The sequence below is a fragment of the Mycolicibacterium iranicum genome (assembly GCF_002101705.1).
GTDB classification, from domain to species: domain Bacteria; phylum Actinomycetota; class Actinomycetes; order Mycobacteriales; family Mycobacteriaceae; genus Mycobacterium; species Mycobacterium iranicum.
Genome location: NZ_LQPC01000047.1, coordinates 555,651 through 572,383, shown reverse-complemented (window position 1 = coordinate 572,383; position 16,733 = coordinate 555,651). Strand labels below are relative to the sequence as shown.

Sequence of the window (16,733 nt, the reverse complement as noted above, 5' to 3'; positions counted from 1 at the left end):
GGTAGAGCGACTACCGTGGCAGTGATGCGGGCCACCCGTCGAACGATCGCCCCAGTACTGGGCCTCATGTTGGTCCTCGCCGCGTGCTCGGCCGGACCCGACAACCTGGTGTCACGGTCCGGGCCGTGCGAAATCGTGACGAACGGCACGCCCGAGGCCAAGGAGCAGACGCGCGACGACGAGTCCGCGCCGGAGACGGCAACCGGCTACCGCAGCGACATGACTGCGGTCCGCACCAACACTTTCGCCGTCGTCACCGCGAACCCACTGGCCACGAAAGCCGCCTGCGAGGTCCTCCGCGACGGCGGTAGCGCCGCGGACGCGATCGTCACCGCTCAGGCTGTGCTCGGTCTCGTCGAACCGCAGTCCTCGGGTATCGGGGGCGGCGGGTTCCTGCTGTACTACGACGCAGCCGCCGACACCGTGCAGGCCTTTGACGGCCGCGAGACCGCCCCGGCGGCCGCGACGGAAAACTACCTGCGCTGGATCTCGGACACCGACCGCACCGGGCCCACACCCGACGCCCGTTCGTCCGGGCGCTCGATCGGGGTACCGGGGATCGTGCGGATGCTGGCCGACGTGCACGCCGAGCACGGGACGGCGCCGTGGCGCGATCTGTTCGCACCGGCCGTCACGCTCGCCGACGACGGATTCGACATCAGCGCGCGGCTGGCAGCCGCCATCTCCGACGCCGCCCAGAAGCTTCGAATCGACGAGGAGGCGGCCGCCTACTTCCTCAACGCCGACGGAACCCCGAAGAGCACCGACACCGAACTCACCAACTCCGCCTACGCGAAAACGTTGGGCGCCATCGCATCCGACCCCAACGCCTTCTACACCGGCGAGACCGCCCGCAACATCGTGGCCGAAGCGGCCGACACCTCAGGCGGGCGCACCCCCAGCTTGATGACCCTGGAGGATCTCGCGGGCTACACCGCCAAGCAGCGGGAACCGCTGTGCACGCCCTACCGCGGCAAGGAGATCTGCGGCATGCCGCCGCCGTCATCCGGCGGTATCGCGGTGGCCGCCACCCTCGGCATGCTCGAACGGTTCCCGATGAACCAGCACAAGCCCACCGATGTCGACCTCAACGGCGGTCGTCCGACAGTCATGGGCGTACACCTGGTCTCCGAAGCCGAACGATTGGCCTATGCCGACCGTGACCGCTACGTCGCCGACACCGACTTCGTGGCATTGCCGGGTGGATCACCCGAAACATTGCTCGGCAGCGACTATCTCGCCGGGCGCGCGGCGCTGATCTCGCCGGACCGCTCGATGGGCACCGCTGAGCCCGGCGAATTCGGACCGCCCGCCGCGCCTGTTCCACCGATACCCGAACATGGCACCAGCCACGTCAGCGTGGTCGACAAGCAGGGCAACGCCGCCTCGCTGACGACCACCATCGAATCCGCGTTCGGCTCCTTCCACATGGTCGACGGATTCCTGCTCAACAACGAGCTGACCGACTTCTCGGCCGAACCTGCGGGCCCCGACGGTGTGCCGCTGGCCAACCGGGTGCAGCCGGGCAAGCGACCGCGCAGCACGATGGCGCCCACGCTGATCTTCGACCGGGCCGCGCCCGGCGCTCCCCGCACCCTGCACGCCGTCGCGGGCTCCCCCGGCGGCGGCACCATCATTCAGTTCGTCGTCAAGACGATCGTCGGCATGCTGGACTGGGATCTGGACCCGCAACAGGCGGTGTCCATGGTGGACTTCGGCGCCGACAATTCACCGGAAACCAATGTCGGCGGCGAACATCCGGTGATCGACACCTCCGATGACGGCAACAACGACCCTCTGGTCCAGGGGCTTCGCGAACTCGGCCACAAGGTCGATCTGGCGGATCAGTCGAGCGGGCTGTCAGCCATCGTGCGCACCGCCCCGGGGTGGACCGGCGGCGCCGACCCGCGCCGGGAAGGCGCGGTCATGGGCGATGTGAATTGACGTCTTTCTTGTAGCGCTGCAGCAGCGCACGCACCCTGTCCATCGATTCGACGGCACGTGCCTTGTCGACCGCCTGAATCGCCATGACGGCGACGTACTCGTCGTCGGGCAGGTCCAGCCGCGCCCACCGCGCTCCCTCGTGGAAGGACACATCGACGACGTCGTCCCACGGGAACAACCGATACGCGAACAGGTTTCGCACCGCAACACCGGACGGGCCCACCCGCAGCCGGGGCCGAGCGAACAGCGACACGAAGCAGGCGATGACAATGCCGACCATCGCGATCGCAACCTGATCGTAGGTGCGGAACACCACGCCCGTCGAGCCGATTTTGAGCAGCGCACCGACGACGACATGCGCCGCCACGATCAATACCGCTGCGCCCCAGGCGAAATACGGCGTCAGATGCGGCTTGACCTCAAGATCCCACTGTTGCTTGCTCATGACGGCGAGTTCAGCGCACGCAGCGTCAGCGCGGTCGAGAGCGCCGCAGCCGCCGCCTGAGCTCCCTTGTCCTCACCGGAGTGCGGAAGTCCGGCGCGATCGAACGCCTGGTGTTCGGTGTTGACGGTGAGCACACCGTTGGCGATCGGCTTGGACTCATCCAGCGACACCCGGGTCAGGCCCTGGGTGACGGCATCGCAGACATAGTCGAAATGCGGTGTCTCACCCCGGATCACCACACCGAGGGCGACCACCGCGTCATGGGTGCGGGCGAGAGCCTGGGCAACAACCGGGATTTCTATCGCACCGAGCACCCGGACGACCGTCGGATCGGTCACCCCGGCCTCCGCGGCGACCTTGCGCGCCCCCTCGAGGAGGGCGTCGCAGATCGTCTCGTGCCACGTGCTGGCGACGATCGCCAGCTTCAGCTCTCCGGCATCGAGCGCGGGCAGATCGGGAACGCCGGTGCCACTCATACGGCCCCCCCGAACTCGCCGGGGACCGCCTCGTCGAAATCCTCCAGGCCCACCAGGTCGTGGCCCATCCGGTCGCGCTTGGTCATCAGATAGCGGATGTTCTCGGCGTTGGCCCGCACCGGGAGCGGCACCCGCTCGATGATGTGCAGACCGTAGCCGTCGAGTCCGACCCGCTTGGCCGGGTTGTTCGTCAGCAAGCGCATCGACCGCACACCCAGATCGACGAGGATCTGCGCGCCGGTGCCGTAGTCCCGCGCGTCGGCCGGCAGCCCCAATTTCAAGTTCGCGTCCACGGTGTCGTCGCCGGCGTCCTGGAGCTGGTAGGCCTGCAACTTGTGCATCAGGCCGATACCGCGGCCCTCGTGCCCCCGCATGTAGAGAACGACGCCGCGGCCTTCCCTGGCCACCATCGCCAGGGCGGCGTCGAGCTGGGGACCGCAGTCGCAGCGGCGGGAGCCGAACACATCGCCGGTGAGACATTCCGAGTGCACCCGGACGAGCACGTCGTGGCCGTCACCGTGCGGGCCGGCGATGTCACCCTTGACCAGCGCGACATGTTCGACGTCCTCGTAGATGCTCGTGTAGCCGACCGCGCGGAACTCGCCGTGGCGGGTGGGGATGCGGGCTTCGGCGACACGGGCGATGTGCTTCTCGTGCTTGCGGCGCCACTCGATCAGATCGGCGATGGAGATCAGCGCGAGGTCGTGTTCGTCGGCGAAGATCCGCAGCTCGTCGGTCTGGGCCATCGCGCCTTCGTCCTTCTGGCTGACGATCTCGCAGATCGCGCCCGCGGGCTGCAGCCCGGCCAGCCGGGCCAGGTCGACGGCCGCCTCGGTGTGGCCGGGACGCCGCAGCACCCCGCCGTCCTTGGCGCGCAGCGGAACGACGTGGCCGGGTTTGGTGAAATCGTCGGCGACCGCGTCGGGATCTGCCAGCAGACGCATCGTCGTCGCCCGGTCCATCGCCGAGATGCCAGTTCCCACACCCTTTTTCGCGTCCACGGTGACGGTGTAGGCGGTGCCGTGCTTGTCCTGATTGACCGCGTACATCGGCAGCAGGCCGAGCCTGTCGCAGATCTCGCCGTCCAGTGGAACGCACAGGTATCCCGACGTGTAGCGCACCATGAACGCCACCAGCTCGGGCGTCGCGTTCTCGGCGGCGAAGATCAGGTCGCCTTCGTTCTCACGGTCCTCGTCGTCGATGACGACGACGGCCTTGCCTGCGGCGATGTCGGCCACCGCGCGCTCGACCGAATCCAGCCTCGTCATCCTCACCACCCTTGCCGGCCCCGGCCAGGCCGGAACCACGTGTCAACACCCTTCAGTATGAACCACGAAGGGTTGGCGCTTATTGCCCGCCGGTCGGCGGGTAAAGAGGCGGCTCGGGCCCGGTTGCGTGACGCCACGGCGGAGAAGGGGTCGCAGAATCGCCGCCGCGTCACGCAACTGCCTCATCCACCGCAGTCCGCCGGGCTACTTGTCTGCCGGCGTGTCCTTTTTCTCCAGGAGCCGCTCGACATATTTCGCGATGACGTCGACTTCGAGATTGACCGGCGTTCCGACGTCGGCGCGTCCCAGCGTGGTCAACTGCAGGGTCGTCGGGATCAGCGACACCTCGAACCAGTCGGGCCCCAGACCCGACACCGTCAGGGAGATGCCGTCGACGGTGATGGAGCCCTTCTCGACGACGTAGCGCGCGAGCGCGATCGGCAGTGAGATTCGCACCACATCCCAGTTCTCCGACGGTGCGCGCGAGATCACGAAACCGGTGTCGTCGACATGGCCCTGCACGATGTGCCCGCCGAGCCTGCTGTTGAGGGCGGCCGCTCGCTCCAGGTTGACCACCGACCCGACGTCGACCTTGGCCAGACTCGACCGGTCGAGCGTCTCGGCCATCACGTCAGCGGAAAACGATCCATCAGCGAGCACATCGACCACCGTCAGGCACACCCCGTTGACGGCAATCGAATCCCCGTGGCGCGCATCGGCAGTCACCACCGGTCCGCGGATGACGAACCGCGCAGCGTCGGCGAGCTCCTCCTTGCTGACGACCTCGCCCAGCTCTTCGACGATCCCGGTGAACATGCAGGCCAGCCTAGACCGGCCAGGAACGGGTATGGGGTGTGCATGGCGGTCATCGGATTCCACTGCTCGCACGAACAAATCGCGCCGGGGCAACTGCTCCGCGACGTCCAGCACGCCGAACGTGCCGGCTTCACAGCCGGGATGTCATCGGACCATTTCAGCCCGTGGAGTGAACGCCAGAACGAGTCGGGGTTCGCCTGGTCGTTCCTCGGTGCGGCGCTGGCCACGACCAACCTTCCGTTCGGCGTCGTCAACGCCCCGGGTCAGCGCTACCACCCCGCGATCATCGCGCAGGCGATCGCGACGCTGGCCGAGATGTTCCCCGGCCGGATCTGGGCTGCCCTGGGTTCCGGCGAGGCATCCAACGAACGCATCACCGGCGAGGTCTGGCCCCGCAAGGAGATCCGCGACCAGCGGCTTCTCGAGTGCGTCGACGTGATCCGCCGCCTCCTACAGGGCGAGGAGGTCAGCGTCGACGGCCTCATCCATGTCAATCGCGCGAAGTTGTGGACGCTGCCCGACCGGGTGCCCGATCTGGTCGGTCCAGCCGTGACGCCGGCGACCGCCGCCCGCCACGCGGCCTGGGCGGACGCGCTGATCACCGTGAATCAGCCCGCCGACACGCTGCGCCAGGTCCTGGACGCGTATCGGTCCGCGGGCGGGCGCGGCCCGGCACGCCTGCAGATCCACCTCAGCTGGGCACCCACCGCGGACGACGCGGCGGCCATCGCGCACGACCAGTGGCGCACCAACGTCTTCTCACCGCCTGTCTGCTGGGACCTCGAGAACGTGGACGCGTTCGACGTCGTCGGCGCGAACGTCACGGCCGAGCAGGTTGCCGGGTCGGTACGGATCTCCAGTGACCTCGGCAGGCACGCCGCGTGGCTCAACGAGTACCTCGAGCAGGGCTGGGACGAGCTATATCTGCACTTCGTCGGACAGCACCAGCAGCCGTTCATCGACGCCTTCGGCGAGCACGTCCTGCCGCAACTGTCTCCGACGGCGCCGGCGGTTCCGGCATGAGGAAGATCGAGACCGGCGACCTGTGGTGGAAGAACGCCGTCTTCTACTGCGCCGACATCGAGACGTTCTACGACTGGAACGGCGACGGCTGCGGCGACATCCGCGGCATGACCGAACGCATCGAGTACCTCGCCGACCTCGGCATCACCTGCCTGTGGCTGATGCCGTTCTATCCGACTTCCCGCAGAGACGACGGCTACGACATCACCGACTTCTTTGGCGTGGAAACCCGGCTGGGCACCCTCGGCGACTTCGTCGAACTGGTCCGGACCGCCAGGTCCAACGGCATCAGGGTGATCATCGATTTCGTCATGAACCACACCTCCGATGCCCACCCGTGGTTCAAATCAGCCCGCCGCAGCGTCGACGACCCCTACCGCGACTACTACGTGTGGACCGACACCGAGCCGCCCGACACCTCCGCCGATGTCGTCTTCCCCGACCAGGAGGACAGCCTGTGGGAGCACGACCCCAAGACGGGCCAGTGGTACCTGCATCATTTCTACAAACATCAACCAGACCTGAACATCGCCAATCCTGCCGTGCAGGAGGAGATCTCACGAACCCTGGGCTTCTGGTTGCAGCTCGGAATCTCGGGCTTCCGCGTCGACGCGGTGCCGTTCCTGTTCGCCCGCGACGGCGCACCGGGCGATCCCGGGGCATTCGATCCGTACGAATACCTCGGCGATGTCCGCAATTTCGTGACCCGTCGCCTCGGTGATGCGGTGCTGCTGGGCGAGGTCAACGTCGAGTACGAGGACCAGAAGTCGTTTTTCGGCGGTCCCGACGGCGACGGCCTGAACATGCAGTTCGATTTCATCGGCATGCAGCGCATGTATCTGTCGCTGGCGCGCGGCGACGCGGGCCCGCTCGCCGACGCTCTTCGCGAGCGGCCCGCACTCGACATCACCAGCCAGTGGGCCACCTTCGTCCGCAACCACGACGAACTCACCCTCGACAAACTCAGCGACGCCGAACGCCAGGAGGTGTTCGACGCCTTCGGTCCCGATTCCGAGATGCAGCTGTACGGGCGCGGTCTGCGACGGCGGCTCCCTGCCATGCTCGGCGGCGACGAGCGCCGAATGCGCATGGTCTACTCGCTCGCGTTCTCGCTGCCGGGTACACCGGTCCTGTTCTATGGCGAAGAGATCGGGATGGCCGAGAACCTCGACATTGCGGGGCGGCTGTCGGTGCGCTCACCGATGCAGTGGACAGCAGGGGCCAACGGCGGATTCTCGACCGCCCCCGCCCGTCGGCTGACGCGCCCGCTGCCCGCCGGACTCTACGGCCCGGAGCGGGTCAACGCCGCCGACCAGCGCCACGACCACCAGTCGTTCTGGTGGTTCATCCGCGACCTCATCTACACCTACCGACAGCAACCGGAGATCGGTTGGTCCACCCCGGAGATCCTGGACCAGCCCCACGCTGCCGTGCTCGCCCACGTGTGCCGCGAATCGTCCGGGTGGGCCATGGTCGGACTGCACAACTTCGGCGCGGAGGGACGCCTCGTGCCGCTGGAACTACCCGACGTGGCGCCCGGCTCGGTGCTCGTTGATCTGCTCGACGGGCGCGGCGAGTTTCCCCTCGACGACCGCGGGCGCATCGAAATGCAACTCGACGCCTACGGCTACCGGTGGCTGCGAGTGCTGCGGCCCGACGAACCTCCGATCATTTGAGGTGCGGCCACACATGCTGAACCCGCAGGTCAAACGCAGTTAACCGGGGCGTCGTCGGGCACCGGACCGCACGGCCATCAGTCCCCACCCTCTACGATGCAGGCATGCAGACCCGCCTATTGGCGATCTTCGCCGCCCTCTTCGCTGTCGCCGCCCTCATCGCAGGGTGCTCCGGATCCTCTTCGGAGAACTCCGGCAAGGACCTGCCCGATCCCGCGACCTTGCTGAAGGAGTCCAGCGAGACCACCAAAGGCCAGACCAGTGCGCATCTCAAACTTTCGGTGCAGGGGCAGATCCCCGAGCTGCCGGTCGAGACACTCGAAGGCGACCTGACCCAGGCGCCGGCCGTCGCCGCGAAGGGCACCGCGAACATCATCTTCCTCGGCCAGCGCCTCAACGACGTCGAGTTCGTCGTCTCCGACGGCGATCTGTGGGCCACGATCACCGCCGGCGGCGGACTGTCGAACTTCGGGCCTGCCGCCGACGTCTACGACGTCGCCGCGATCCTCAACCCCGACGTCGGCCTGGCCAACGTGCTGGCGAACTTCTCCAACCCGAGCGCCGACGGCCGCGAGACGGTCGAAGGCACTCAGACGGTGCGGATCACCGGAGACGTCAGCGCCGACGCGGTCAACAAGATCGCACCGCAGATCGGCGCGACGGGACCTGTGCCCGGCACGGCGTGGGTCACCGAAGACGGTGACCACGAACTCATGCAGGTTCGATTGGAGCCCAGCCCCGGCAACAGCGTCACGATGACGCTGTCGAAGTGGGGCGAACCGGTTACCGTCGACAAACCTGCGGCGTGATGCACCAGGCTCCCCCGGTCGCTCAGGGAGCGACCAACCGGTGGATGGCGATCGGCGCGGGCAGCCTCGCGGTGATGCTCGGCGCGCTCGACACCTACGTCGTGATCTCGGTGATCCGCGACATCATGAACGACGTCGGCATCGGCATCAACGAGATCCAGCGGGTCACGCCGATCATCACGAGCTATCTGCTGGGCTACATCGCGGCGATGCCGCTGCTGGGTCGCGCGTCGGACAGGTTCGGGCGCAAAACCCTGATCCAGGTCAGCCTCGCGACGTTCGCCGTCGGATCGGTGATCACCGCACTGTCCACCGATCTGGTCACGATGGTGATCGGACGCACGGTTCAGGGAGCCGCCAGCGGCGCTCTGCTACCCGTCACGTTGGCGCTCGCGGCCGATTTGTGGGCCAAACGCAACCGTGCCGCCGTCCTCGGCGGGGTCGGTGCCGCCCAGGAACTCGGCAGCGTGCTCGGCCCGCTCTACGGCGTCGGCCTGGTCGCGCTGTTCAGCCACTGGCAGGCGGTGTTCTGGGTCAACGTCCCGTTGGCCGCTGTCGCGATGGTGATGATCCACTTCAGCCTCCCGGCGCGGGACAGGGACGCGCCGAAAGAGAAGGTCGACGTGATCGGCGGGCTGTTGCTGGCATTGGCATTGGGCCTCGCCGTCATCGGCCTGTACAACCAGACACCCGACGGCAAGCAGGTGCTGCCCAGCTACGGTCTGCCGGTGTTGATCGCCGCGGCGGCCGCCGCGATCGCCTTCTTCGTGTGGGAAAAGTTCGCCACCACCAGGCTCATCGAACCGGCCGGGGTGCGGTTCCGTCCGTTCCTGGCGGCGCTGGGCGCGTCCCTGACCGCCGGTGCCGCGCTGATGGTCACGCTGGTCAACATCGAGTTGTTCGCCCAGGGTGTGCTCGGCAAGGAGCAGAACGAAGCGGTCTTCATGCTCACCTGGTTCCTCGGCGCGCTCCCGATCGGTGCGCTGCTGGGTGGCTGGCTGGCCACCAGGATCGGCGACCGGATCATCGCCTGCACCGGCCTGCTCATCGCCGCGGGCGGCTACTGGCTGATCTCCCACTGGACCATCGACGTGCTGGCCGACCGTCACGATCTGGGGTTCGTGGCGCTCCCGACCTTCGACACCGACCTCGCGATCGCAGGGCTGGGCCTGGGCTTGGTCATCGGCCCCCTCACGTCCGCGACGCTGCGGGTGGTCCCCTCCGCACAGCACGGGATCGCCTCGGCCGCCGTCGTGGTGGCCCGCATGATCGGCATGCTGATCGGTATCGCGTCGCTGTCGGCGTGGGGCCTGTACCGCTTCAACCAGTACCTAGCCAACGCGTCGACCGGCCAGAACTGCCCCACCGGGGATTCCCTGGCACAGCGACTGGCGTTCCAAGCGTGTCGGGTGCGGGAGGCCTATGTGCTGCAGTACGGCGAGATCTTCACGATCACCGCGATCGTATGCGTGGTCGGCGCCGTGTTGGGGCTGGTGATCGCAGGCAAGAACGAACATGCCGACACACCCGAGCCTGCTGAGGTGGATCAGCAGCGCTCGAGCCCGCGGCCCATCAGCTGAGGTTTTTCGGCCGGCTCTGCCTCGTCCGAGGTCAGTCCCCGCCACGCATCGCGGATCACACCTGTGATGGTGCGGGGGTCGACCGGGCTGAAACTGAGCCAGTCCTGCAGTGCAGTCATGCTCGTTGTCCTTTGCTCGTGCTCACCATGCGCAACTCGTCGGTGAAGGCGCGAATTCCCGACCGAGTCTATCGGCCGGAAAGTGCCGGGTGGGAGCGCGCCGCGCGGCGTAGGGGTGTGAGACAGAGCACCCCTCAAAGGGCGGTGAAACAGCCGATGAACAGATGAAAACGATTGGATTACAAGCACATATGCCCTAGGCGGGGACGAGGCTCAGCAAGACGTCCGGTCCCACCGTCTGCACGCCGTCGAACCGCCACCGCTGCGCCTGCGCGATGCTGAGCACCCCGACGTCGTCGACCGCCGTGACGGGTCCGCCCAACAGGATCGGGGCGACATAGGCCAGGATCCTGTCGACCACCCCGGCCCGCAGGAACGCACCGGCGAGCGTCGGCCCGCCCTCAAGCAGCACGTCGGTGCGATCAGAAAGCGCCTTGATGACCTCGTGCGGGTGACGGGTGCGGATCACCATGGTGCGCGAATCGTCATTGAGAACCGTTGCATCAGGCGAGATTTCGCGCATGCCGACCACGACGCGCAGCGGTTGGCGATCGGCCAGGCTCCCATCGGATCGGCGTGCGGTCAGCGCCGGATCGTCGACGAACACTGTGCCGGTGCCGACAATGATCGCGTCGGCTGTTGACCGCCTGCGATGCACGTCGGCGCGGGCCGCCTCGCTGGTGATCCATTGGCTCGTCCCGTCGGCGGCCGCACTGCGGCCGTCCACGCTGCTCGCGAATTTCCATGTCACATGCGGCATTCCGGTGCGCTGCTTGTGCAGCCACTCCCGCAGCGGCCCGCAGGCGACCGCGTCGGAGCGCACACCCGCATGGACGCGGACGCCAGACTCGGCCAACCGGGCAGCGCCGCCTGCGGCCACCGGATTCGGATCAGCGACAGCGAACGCGACTTCGGCGACCCCTGCCGCCACCAGCGCGTCGACGCACGGCGGGGTGCGCCCGAAGTGGTTGCACGGTTCGAGGGTGACCACCGCGGTCCCGCCGATCGCCCGCTCACCCGCGCGCCGCAGCGCCAGGATCTCTGCGTGCGGTCCCCCGGGTGGATCGGTGGCGCCCACCCCGGCGATCTCACCGTCGCGGTCCAGAATTACTGCTCCCACAGGCGGATTGGGATAGGTGCGCCCCTTCACTGCCTCGGACTGCTCGACGGCCGCAGCCATCGCGGCGTCGAGGTTCATAACGCCAGATGCTTGGATGCCGCGGCAGCCTGCTTGCGCAGCGCCTCCACCGCGACGGCAGGATCGTCGGCGCTGTACACCGCCGACCCCGCGACGAAACAGTCCACACCGGCCTCGGCGGCAGCTTCGATCGTGTCGGCGTTGATGCCGCCGTCGATCTCGATCACGATGGTCAACTCCCCCGCGTCGACGAGGCGGCGCACGGTGCCCACCTTCGGCAGCACTTCGGCGATGAACTTCTGACCGCCGAACCCGGGTTCCACCGACATCACCAGCAAGGTGTCGAACTCCCGCAGAATCTCCAGATAGGGCTCGATCGGCGTCCCCGGTTTCACCGAGAGCCCCGCCTTCGCGCCCGCGGCGCGGATGTCGCGGGCCACCGAGACCGGGTCGTCGGTGGCCTCGGCGTGGAACGTCACGTTGTAGGCGCCCGCTTCGGCATACGGCGGGGCCCACCGCTGCGGGTTCTCGATCATCAGATGGCAGTCCATCGGGATGTCGGTCACCTTGAGCAGCGATTCCACCACCGGCAGCCCGATCGTCAGGTTGGGCACGAAGTGGTTGTCCATGACGTCGACGTGCAACCAGTCGGCGCCCTCGACCGCGGCGGACTCGTCGGCCAGCCGGGCGAAATCAGCGGCCAGAATCGAGGGTGCGATGAGGGGTTTAGCCATTCGCCCAGCCTAACGGGGCCCATCCACCCGCAGTGCGGCGGCGAACATCGCGTCGGTGCCGTGGCGGTGCGGCCACAGCTGAGCAGACGGACCCTCACCGGTGTCCTCGGCGGGCGCGAACAGCTCACGCGTGTCCAGCGGGGTCACCGGATACCTGCGCACCGCATCGGCGACGACGCCGGTCGTCTCGGCCAGGTGGGGCGAACACGTCGCGTACAGCACGACGCCGCCCGGCCGGGTCAGCGTGATGGCCGAGGCCAGCAGCGCGCGCTGCAGCTTGGCCAGCTGCGGCACGTCACCGGGCCTGCGCCGCCAGCGTGCCTCCGGCCTGCGGCGCAAGGCGCCCAGCCCGGTGCACGGGGCGTCGACGAGGACCCGGTCGAATCCTGGCGTCAGCCCTGACTCGCGACCGTCGACACGGAGTACCTCGACAGGAAGTCCGGCGGTGTTGCGTTCGACCAGTTCGGCGCGGCGCGCCGCAGGTTCCACCGCGGTGACCGAGGCCCCCGCGGGCTGGCCGAGCGCGGCGAGCAGGGCGGTTTTGCCGCCGGGACCGGCACACAGGTCGAGCCACCGCCCGCCGTCGGCGCCGTCCAGTGGGGCCAGGGTGAGCGCCCGCGCGACCAACTGGCTCCCCTCGTCCTGCACGAGTGCTCTGCCGTCGCGCACGGCGGCCAGCTCCCCGGGGTCGCCCTCGCGCAGATATACCGCGTACGGCGAGTACCTGCCCTCGGTTCCGCCGACCTGCGCCGCGAGCTCGGCGGCCGTCAGGGCGCCGGGACGCGCTGCCAGGTGCACCTCGGGTCGGGCGTCGTCGCTGGCGAGCAGCTCCCTGAGCTCGCCGGCGCGGGCGCCCAACGCATCGGCGAACGCCTGCGCGATCCACCGCGGGTGGGCATGCACAAAGGCCAGATGCCCGACGGGGTCTGTTTGTGCGCCGGGGGCCAGTTCCTCGACCCAGGACCCTTCGTCGCGGCGAGCGATGGTGCGCAGTACACCGTTGACGAATCCTGCTCGGGCCGTGTCGAATTCGATGCCGGCCTGCTCAACGGTCGTCGATACCGCGGCATGGTCTTCGACTCGCGTACGCAGGATCTGGTAGGCACCGAGCCGCAGCAGGTCCAGCAGCACCGCGTCGATCCTGTCCACCGGGCGGCCCGCGGCCGCGGCAATAACGGCGTCCAGCAGACCCTGGCTGCGGCACGTACCGTAGGTGAGCTCGGTGGCGAAAGCCGCGTCGAGACCTGTGATTCCGCGCTCTCGAAGGATCGCGGGCAGGGCCAGGTTGGCGTAGGCGTCGCGCTCGGACACCGCACGCAGGACGTCGAAAGCTGCCTGCCGCGCGGGGTCGAGCGGCTTGCGCCTCGGGCGGCGCTTCTTGTCGGGCCGGGTCATCGGGCCGGCCCCTGCGGGTGGGCTCCCCTGGCCCAGTCCGCCGCGCCCATCGGTTTCTTGCCGGGTGGCTGCACCGTGCCGAGCAACACCGCGGCCGAACCGGTGCCGACGTGGACTGACCTCTTGTCCACCAGAATCTCGCCGGGGGCAAGCCCTTTCGGCCCTTCACCCGGCACGCTGACGGGCCCGACCTTGACTCGCTGCTCGTCGATCATCGTCCAGGCCCCCGGGTTCGGGGTGACCGCGCGAATCCGCCGGTCGACCACATGCGCGGGCAGCTCCCAGCGGATTCGCGCATCGTCGACCGTGACCTTCGGTGCGACGCTCACTCCTTCGGTCGGCTGAGGCACCGCGGTCAGCGTTCCGTCCTCGATGCCATCCATGGTCACCTCCAGCAAGCCGGCTCCTGACACCGAAAGGCGGTCGAGGAGCTCGCCCGCGGTGTCCGACGGCCTGATGGTCTCGGTCACGACGCCGTAGACCGGCCCGGAATCGAGATCAAGTTCGATCTGGAACGTCGTGGCGCCCGTCACCTCGTCGCCGGCGGCCAGCGCCGCCTGTACCGGCGCGGCTCCCCGCCAGGCGGGCAGCACCGAAAAGTGCAGGTTCACCCAGCCTTGGGTGGGCACGTCGAGCAACGCCTCCTTGAGCAGTGCTCCGTAGGCGACGACGGCGCAGCAATCCGGCGACAGAGCGGCCAGCTCGGCGACGAACTCATCGGAGTTCGGCTTCTCGGGCTTGAGCACGGGGATGCCGTGCTCGGCAGCCAGTTGCGCGACCGGCGACGGAGACGGCTTTCCACGTCGACCTGCGGCAGCATCCGGACGCGTCAGGACCGCGACGACATCGTGGCGTGACGAGTCGATCAACCGCTTCAGCGAGGGCAGGGCCGGCTCCGGGGTGCCGGCGAAGACGAGACGCACCGCGTCAGTCTAGGGACGGCTAGCGCGGCGTCTGGTAGTACTCCTTCTCGGTCACTCCGGCCAGCGGAGCGACGAACATCCACGGAATCGTGGTGAGCTGCCGGTTCAGCGTGGCCACCGCGTCGTTGTAGTACTGCCGGGCGAACGCCAGCTTGTCCTCGGTGTCGGCGAGGTTGCGCTGCAGGTCGAGGAAGTTGTTGGACGAGTTCAGCTGCGGGTAGCTCTGCCCCAGGGCCAGCAGCGGAGCCAACGCCGTGTCGAGCTGCTTCTCCGCCGCACTGCGTTGCGCCACCGACGCGCCGCCGGTGGCCGATGTCAGCGCCGCGCGCGCGTCGGTGACGTGATCGAGGATCCCCTTCTCGTGCGCGGCGAAAGTCTGCACGGTGTGCACGAGGCTCGGGATCAGCGACGCGCGGCGGGTCAACTCGACGTCGATGCCCGAGAGTGCTTCGGCGACCCGCACGTCGGCGGAGCGGATCTTGTTGTAGCCCATCACGAATCCGATAAGCATCAGGACCGCCAGCACCAGAATGACGATGAGCAGGAAACTCACCATGATCCGCCTCCTCCTCCACCGCCGCCACCGCCGCCACCACCGCTGAAGCTGCTGCCGCCGCTGCTGCCCGAGGACGAGGACGACGATTGCGAGGCGGTGTACGCGCCGATCGACGACGACAACGCCGATTCGAAGCTGTCGAAGTCGGCACCGCCGGATCCGCCGACGATGCCCGATCCGGTCGATGATGCCGCCGACGTGGTGTACCAGTCCGGTTGCGGTGCAACGGTACCGGTGTAGGTCTCATACTTCTTGGCCCACAGCGCTGCAACACCGGCCGCGACGGCGAACGGCACGTAGGCGATGTAGAGGTCTTTGCGCGCCGAGAAGTCGAACCTTGTCTCCGCCGAATCGGTGGACAGCATGCGGTGGAAACCACCTGCGCGCGACCATAATTCGCGCCCCGCGGCGGTGCGGCGGGTGCCGACGCCGTCGCGCCACGAGCCGACGGACAAGAGGAAGAACGCGGCGAACGGCAACGCCCACATCGTGGTCGGGAAACCCCAGCGGAAGAATCCGCAGACCATCAGGATGAAGGCGCCCGCATTGGCGGCACGCAGCCACAGTTCCTTCTTGCGCGGCACTATCAGGCCTTCTTCAGTGGCCCACTTCTGCACCGCCTTGGCCATGTCCTCTTTGGCCTTGTTGAGTTTCTCGCCCGACTTCACGGTCTTCTTGGCTTCGAATTCGGAGCCCTTGTTCAGCACCTTCAGCCGGGAGGCCACCGCGATGCTGACCGGGTCGACGTCGGCCCAGGCGCCGGGTTCGGCGATGCCCTGGATCTTCCAGTGTTTGTCGTTGACCTGCGCAAGCGTGATCAGGTCGCGGTCGGCGAGATAGAACAGCGTGGCCGTGAGCCCGTGCTTGGGGACGGACTCGGTGCGGATGTACTCGGCCTGCACCGGCCCCAGTCCGGGCGGCGGTGCGTACTGCAGCGGAAAGCCCGGCGAGCGCTCCAGCACGCCGCGGAACCACAGCACCGCGATCACGCCGAAGAGCACGGTCAGCCCGCCCACCACCATCACGCCGGTGAGCGACTGACCGAGCACCCTGTCCCAGGTGTAGGGCCACGGCAGGCGCACCTGGGGTGGCGTCGCGACATCCACGCCCGCGCGGACCGTGACGGGGGTGCGCGGCGGCAGGTCCTCGGCACTCAACCGCACCCGGTTGCCGGCCACCGAAAGGTCGTCGCACGCCGTCCCCACGCCGAATCCGACCGAACACTGTGCAGTTCCGACGTTCCCGGGCAAGGTCACGGTGATGTCGGCGCGCTCGATGCGGTTGTTCCAGGCGGGAGCGATGACATTCCAGAAGAAGACGCTCGGCGACACGCCTTGACCCGTCGATGCGGCAAATCGGCGGTCGGCCCCGACGTCCCCCGGATCGAGGACACCGGGGATCGTGTACCGGATCTCGAAAACGTGGGTGCCGTCACTGAGGTACACATCGGGGTCGCCGATCTTGGCCACCCGGAATCGCCCGCCGTCCTCCCAGAGCATCTGATACGACACCGGATCGCCGTCGAGGGTGATCGATTCGATGTCGGGCTTCTGCCTCAGCCGCGGATCGTTCTGGTTCGCGACATCCCAGTAGCGGAAGATGCCGTGGCGACTGGTGGTGTAGAAGGCCGTGGTGATCGTTTCCACCGCGCTCATCTGCCCCTGGTCGTCGACGACCATGTCGACGTCGTAATCGGTGATCACCACGGGGTCGTCCACCTCGGTGGCGGCGCTGTCCGAGCCGACCGAGAACAGGACCGGCCACAGCACACCGAGCGCGATCAAGATCAACGGAATCAGCGCCTTGAGCACCCGCCCCGCCGTCATGGGCA

The 16,733-nt window shown here is 67.9% G+C and carries 16 protein-coding genes; 5 read left to right on the top strand and 11 right to left on the bottom strand.

The window, feature by feature from the left end:
* Positions 1–24 precede the first annotated feature (24 nt).
* Positions 25–1,944 carry a gamma-glutamyltransferase family protein gene (locus AWC12_RS23945; RefSeq protein ID WP_207576473.1) on the top strand — a complete coding sequence of 640 codons (1,920 nt, stop codon included), beginning with the start codon at positions 25–27 and terminating at the stop codon, positions 1,942–1,944.
* Here AWC12_RS23945 and AWC12_RS23940 read toward each other — a convergent pair.
* From AWC12_RS23940 to AWC12_RS23925, 4 genes are all read right to left on the bottom strand, one after another.
* Positions 1,925–2,389, bottom strand: coding sequence for a PH domain-containing protein (locus tag AWC12_RS23940; protein WP_024447683.1), 465 nt, complete (start codon positions 2,387–2,389; stop codon positions 1,925–1,927). The two genes, AWC12_RS23945 and AWC12_RS23940, sit on opposite strands and share 20 nt — an antisense overlap.
* Positions 2,386–2,865 carry a 6,7-dimethyl-8-ribityllumazine synthase gene (ribH, locus tag AWC12_RS23935; protein WP_085177327.1) on the bottom strand — a complete coding sequence of 160 codons (480 nt, stop codon included), beginning with the start codon at positions 2,863–2,865 and terminating at the stop codon, positions 2,386–2,388. The genes AWC12_RS23940 and ribH overlap by 4 nt, the downstream gene beginning before the upstream one ends.
* Positions 2,862–4,133 carry a bifunctional 3,4-dihydroxy-2-butanone-4-phosphate synthase/GTP cyclohydrolase II gene (locus AWC12_RS23930; protein WP_085177325.1) on the bottom strand — a complete coding sequence of 424 codons (1,272 nt, stop codon included), beginning with the start codon at positions 4,131–4,133 and terminating at the stop codon, positions 2,862–2,864. The genes ribH and AWC12_RS23930 overlap by 4 nt, the downstream gene beginning before the upstream one ends.
* A 204-nt stretch (positions 4,134–4,337) precedes the next feature.
* Entirely contained in the window at positions 4,338–4,949 is a 612-nt protein-coding gene (locus tag AWC12_RS23925) for a riboflavin synthase (RefSeq protein ID WP_085177323.1), read from the bottom strand.
* A 42-nt stretch (positions 4,950–4,991) separates the two neighbouring features.
* Here AWC12_RS23925 and AWC12_RS23920 point away from each other — a divergent pair, with 42 nt between their 5' ends.
* The 4 genes from AWC12_RS23920 to AWC12_RS23905 all read left to right on the top strand — a co-directional run bounded on the left by AWC12_RS23920 (position 4,992) and on the right by AWC12_RS23905 (position 10,037).
* On the top strand, positions 4,992–5,972 hold the full coding sequence (locus AWC12_RS23920; RefSeq protein ID WP_085177321.1) for a TIGR03885 family FMN-dependent LLM class oxidoreductase: 981 nt from the start codon (positions 4,992–4,994) through the stop codon (positions 5,970–5,972).
* Positions 5,969–7,648 (top strand): alpha-amylase family protein, encoded by a 1,680-nt coding sequence (locus AWC12_RS23915; RefSeq protein WP_085177319.1) that lies wholly within the window; start codon positions 5,969–5,971, stop codon positions 7,646–7,648. The genes AWC12_RS23920 and AWC12_RS23915 overlap by 4 nt, the downstream gene beginning before the upstream one ends.
* 104 nt (positions 7,649–7,752) lie before the next feature.
* On the top strand, positions 7,753–8,457 hold the full coding sequence (locus AWC12_RS23910; RefSeq protein ID WP_085177317.1) for an LppX_LprAFG lipoprotein: 705 nt from the start codon (positions 7,753–7,755) through the stop codon (positions 8,455–8,457).
* Positions 8,457–10,037 (top strand): MFS transporter, encoded by a 1,581-nt coding sequence (locus tag AWC12_RS23905; protein ID WP_085177315.1) that lies wholly within the window; start codon positions 8,457–8,459, stop codon positions 10,035–10,037. The genes AWC12_RS23910 and AWC12_RS23905 overlap by 1 nt, the downstream gene beginning before the upstream one ends.
* Here the strand turns inward: AWC12_RS23905 and AWC12_RS31225 are convergent.
* The 7 genes from AWC12_RS31225 to AWC12_RS23875 all read right to left on the bottom strand — a co-directional run bounded on the left by AWC12_RS31225 (position 10,004) and on the right by AWC12_RS23875 (position 16,728).
* A complete protein-coding gene (locus AWC12_RS31225; RefSeq protein ID WP_162834987.1) occupies positions 10,004–10,156 on the bottom strand; it encodes a hypothetical protein in 153 nt (50 codons plus the stop codon). The two genes, AWC12_RS23905 and AWC12_RS31225, sit on opposite strands and share 34 nt — an antisense overlap.
* A gap of 196 nt (positions 10,157–10,352) precedes the next feature.
* Entirely contained in the window at positions 10,353–11,354 is a 1,002-nt protein-coding gene (gene ribD, locus AWC12_RS23900) for a bifunctional diaminohydroxyphosphoribosylaminopyrimidine deaminase/5-amino-6-(5-phosphoribosylamino)uracil reductase RibD (RefSeq protein WP_085177313.1), read from the bottom strand.
* Positions 11,351–12,028 carry a ribulose-phosphate 3-epimerase gene (rpe, locus tag AWC12_RS23895; RefSeq protein WP_085177311.1) on the bottom strand — a complete coding sequence of 226 codons (678 nt, stop codon included), beginning with the start codon at positions 12,026–12,028 and terminating at the stop codon, positions 11,351–11,353. The genes ribD and rpe overlap by 4 nt, the downstream gene beginning before the upstream one ends.
* 9 nt (positions 12,029–12,037) lie before the next feature.
* Positions 12,038–13,423 carry an RsmB/NOP family class I SAM-dependent RNA methyltransferase gene (locus AWC12_RS23890; RefSeq protein WP_085177309.1) on the bottom strand — a complete coding sequence of 462 codons (1,386 nt, stop codon included), beginning with the start codon at positions 13,421–13,423 and terminating at the stop codon, positions 12,038–12,040.
* Positions 13,420–14,346 carry a methionyl-tRNA formyltransferase gene (gene fmt, locus AWC12_RS23885; protein WP_085177307.1) on the bottom strand — a complete coding sequence of 309 codons (927 nt, stop codon included), beginning with the start codon at positions 14,344–14,346 and terminating at the stop codon, positions 13,420–13,422. The genes AWC12_RS23890 and fmt overlap by 4 nt, the downstream gene beginning before the upstream one ends.
* Positions 14,347–14,365: 19 nt before the next feature.
* A complete protein-coding gene (locus tag AWC12_RS23880; protein WP_085177305.1) occupies positions 14,366–14,902 on the bottom strand; it encodes a LemA family protein in 537 nt (178 codons plus the stop codon).
* Positions 14,896–16,728 (bottom strand): DUF2207 domain-containing protein, encoded by a 1,833-nt coding sequence (locus AWC12_RS23875; RefSeq protein WP_085177468.1) that lies wholly within the window; start codon positions 16,726–16,728, stop codon positions 14,896–14,898. Before AWC12_RS23875 ends, AWC12_RS23880 begins: the two co-directional genes overlap by 7 nt.
* Positions 16,729–16,733 lie beyond the last annotated feature (5 nt).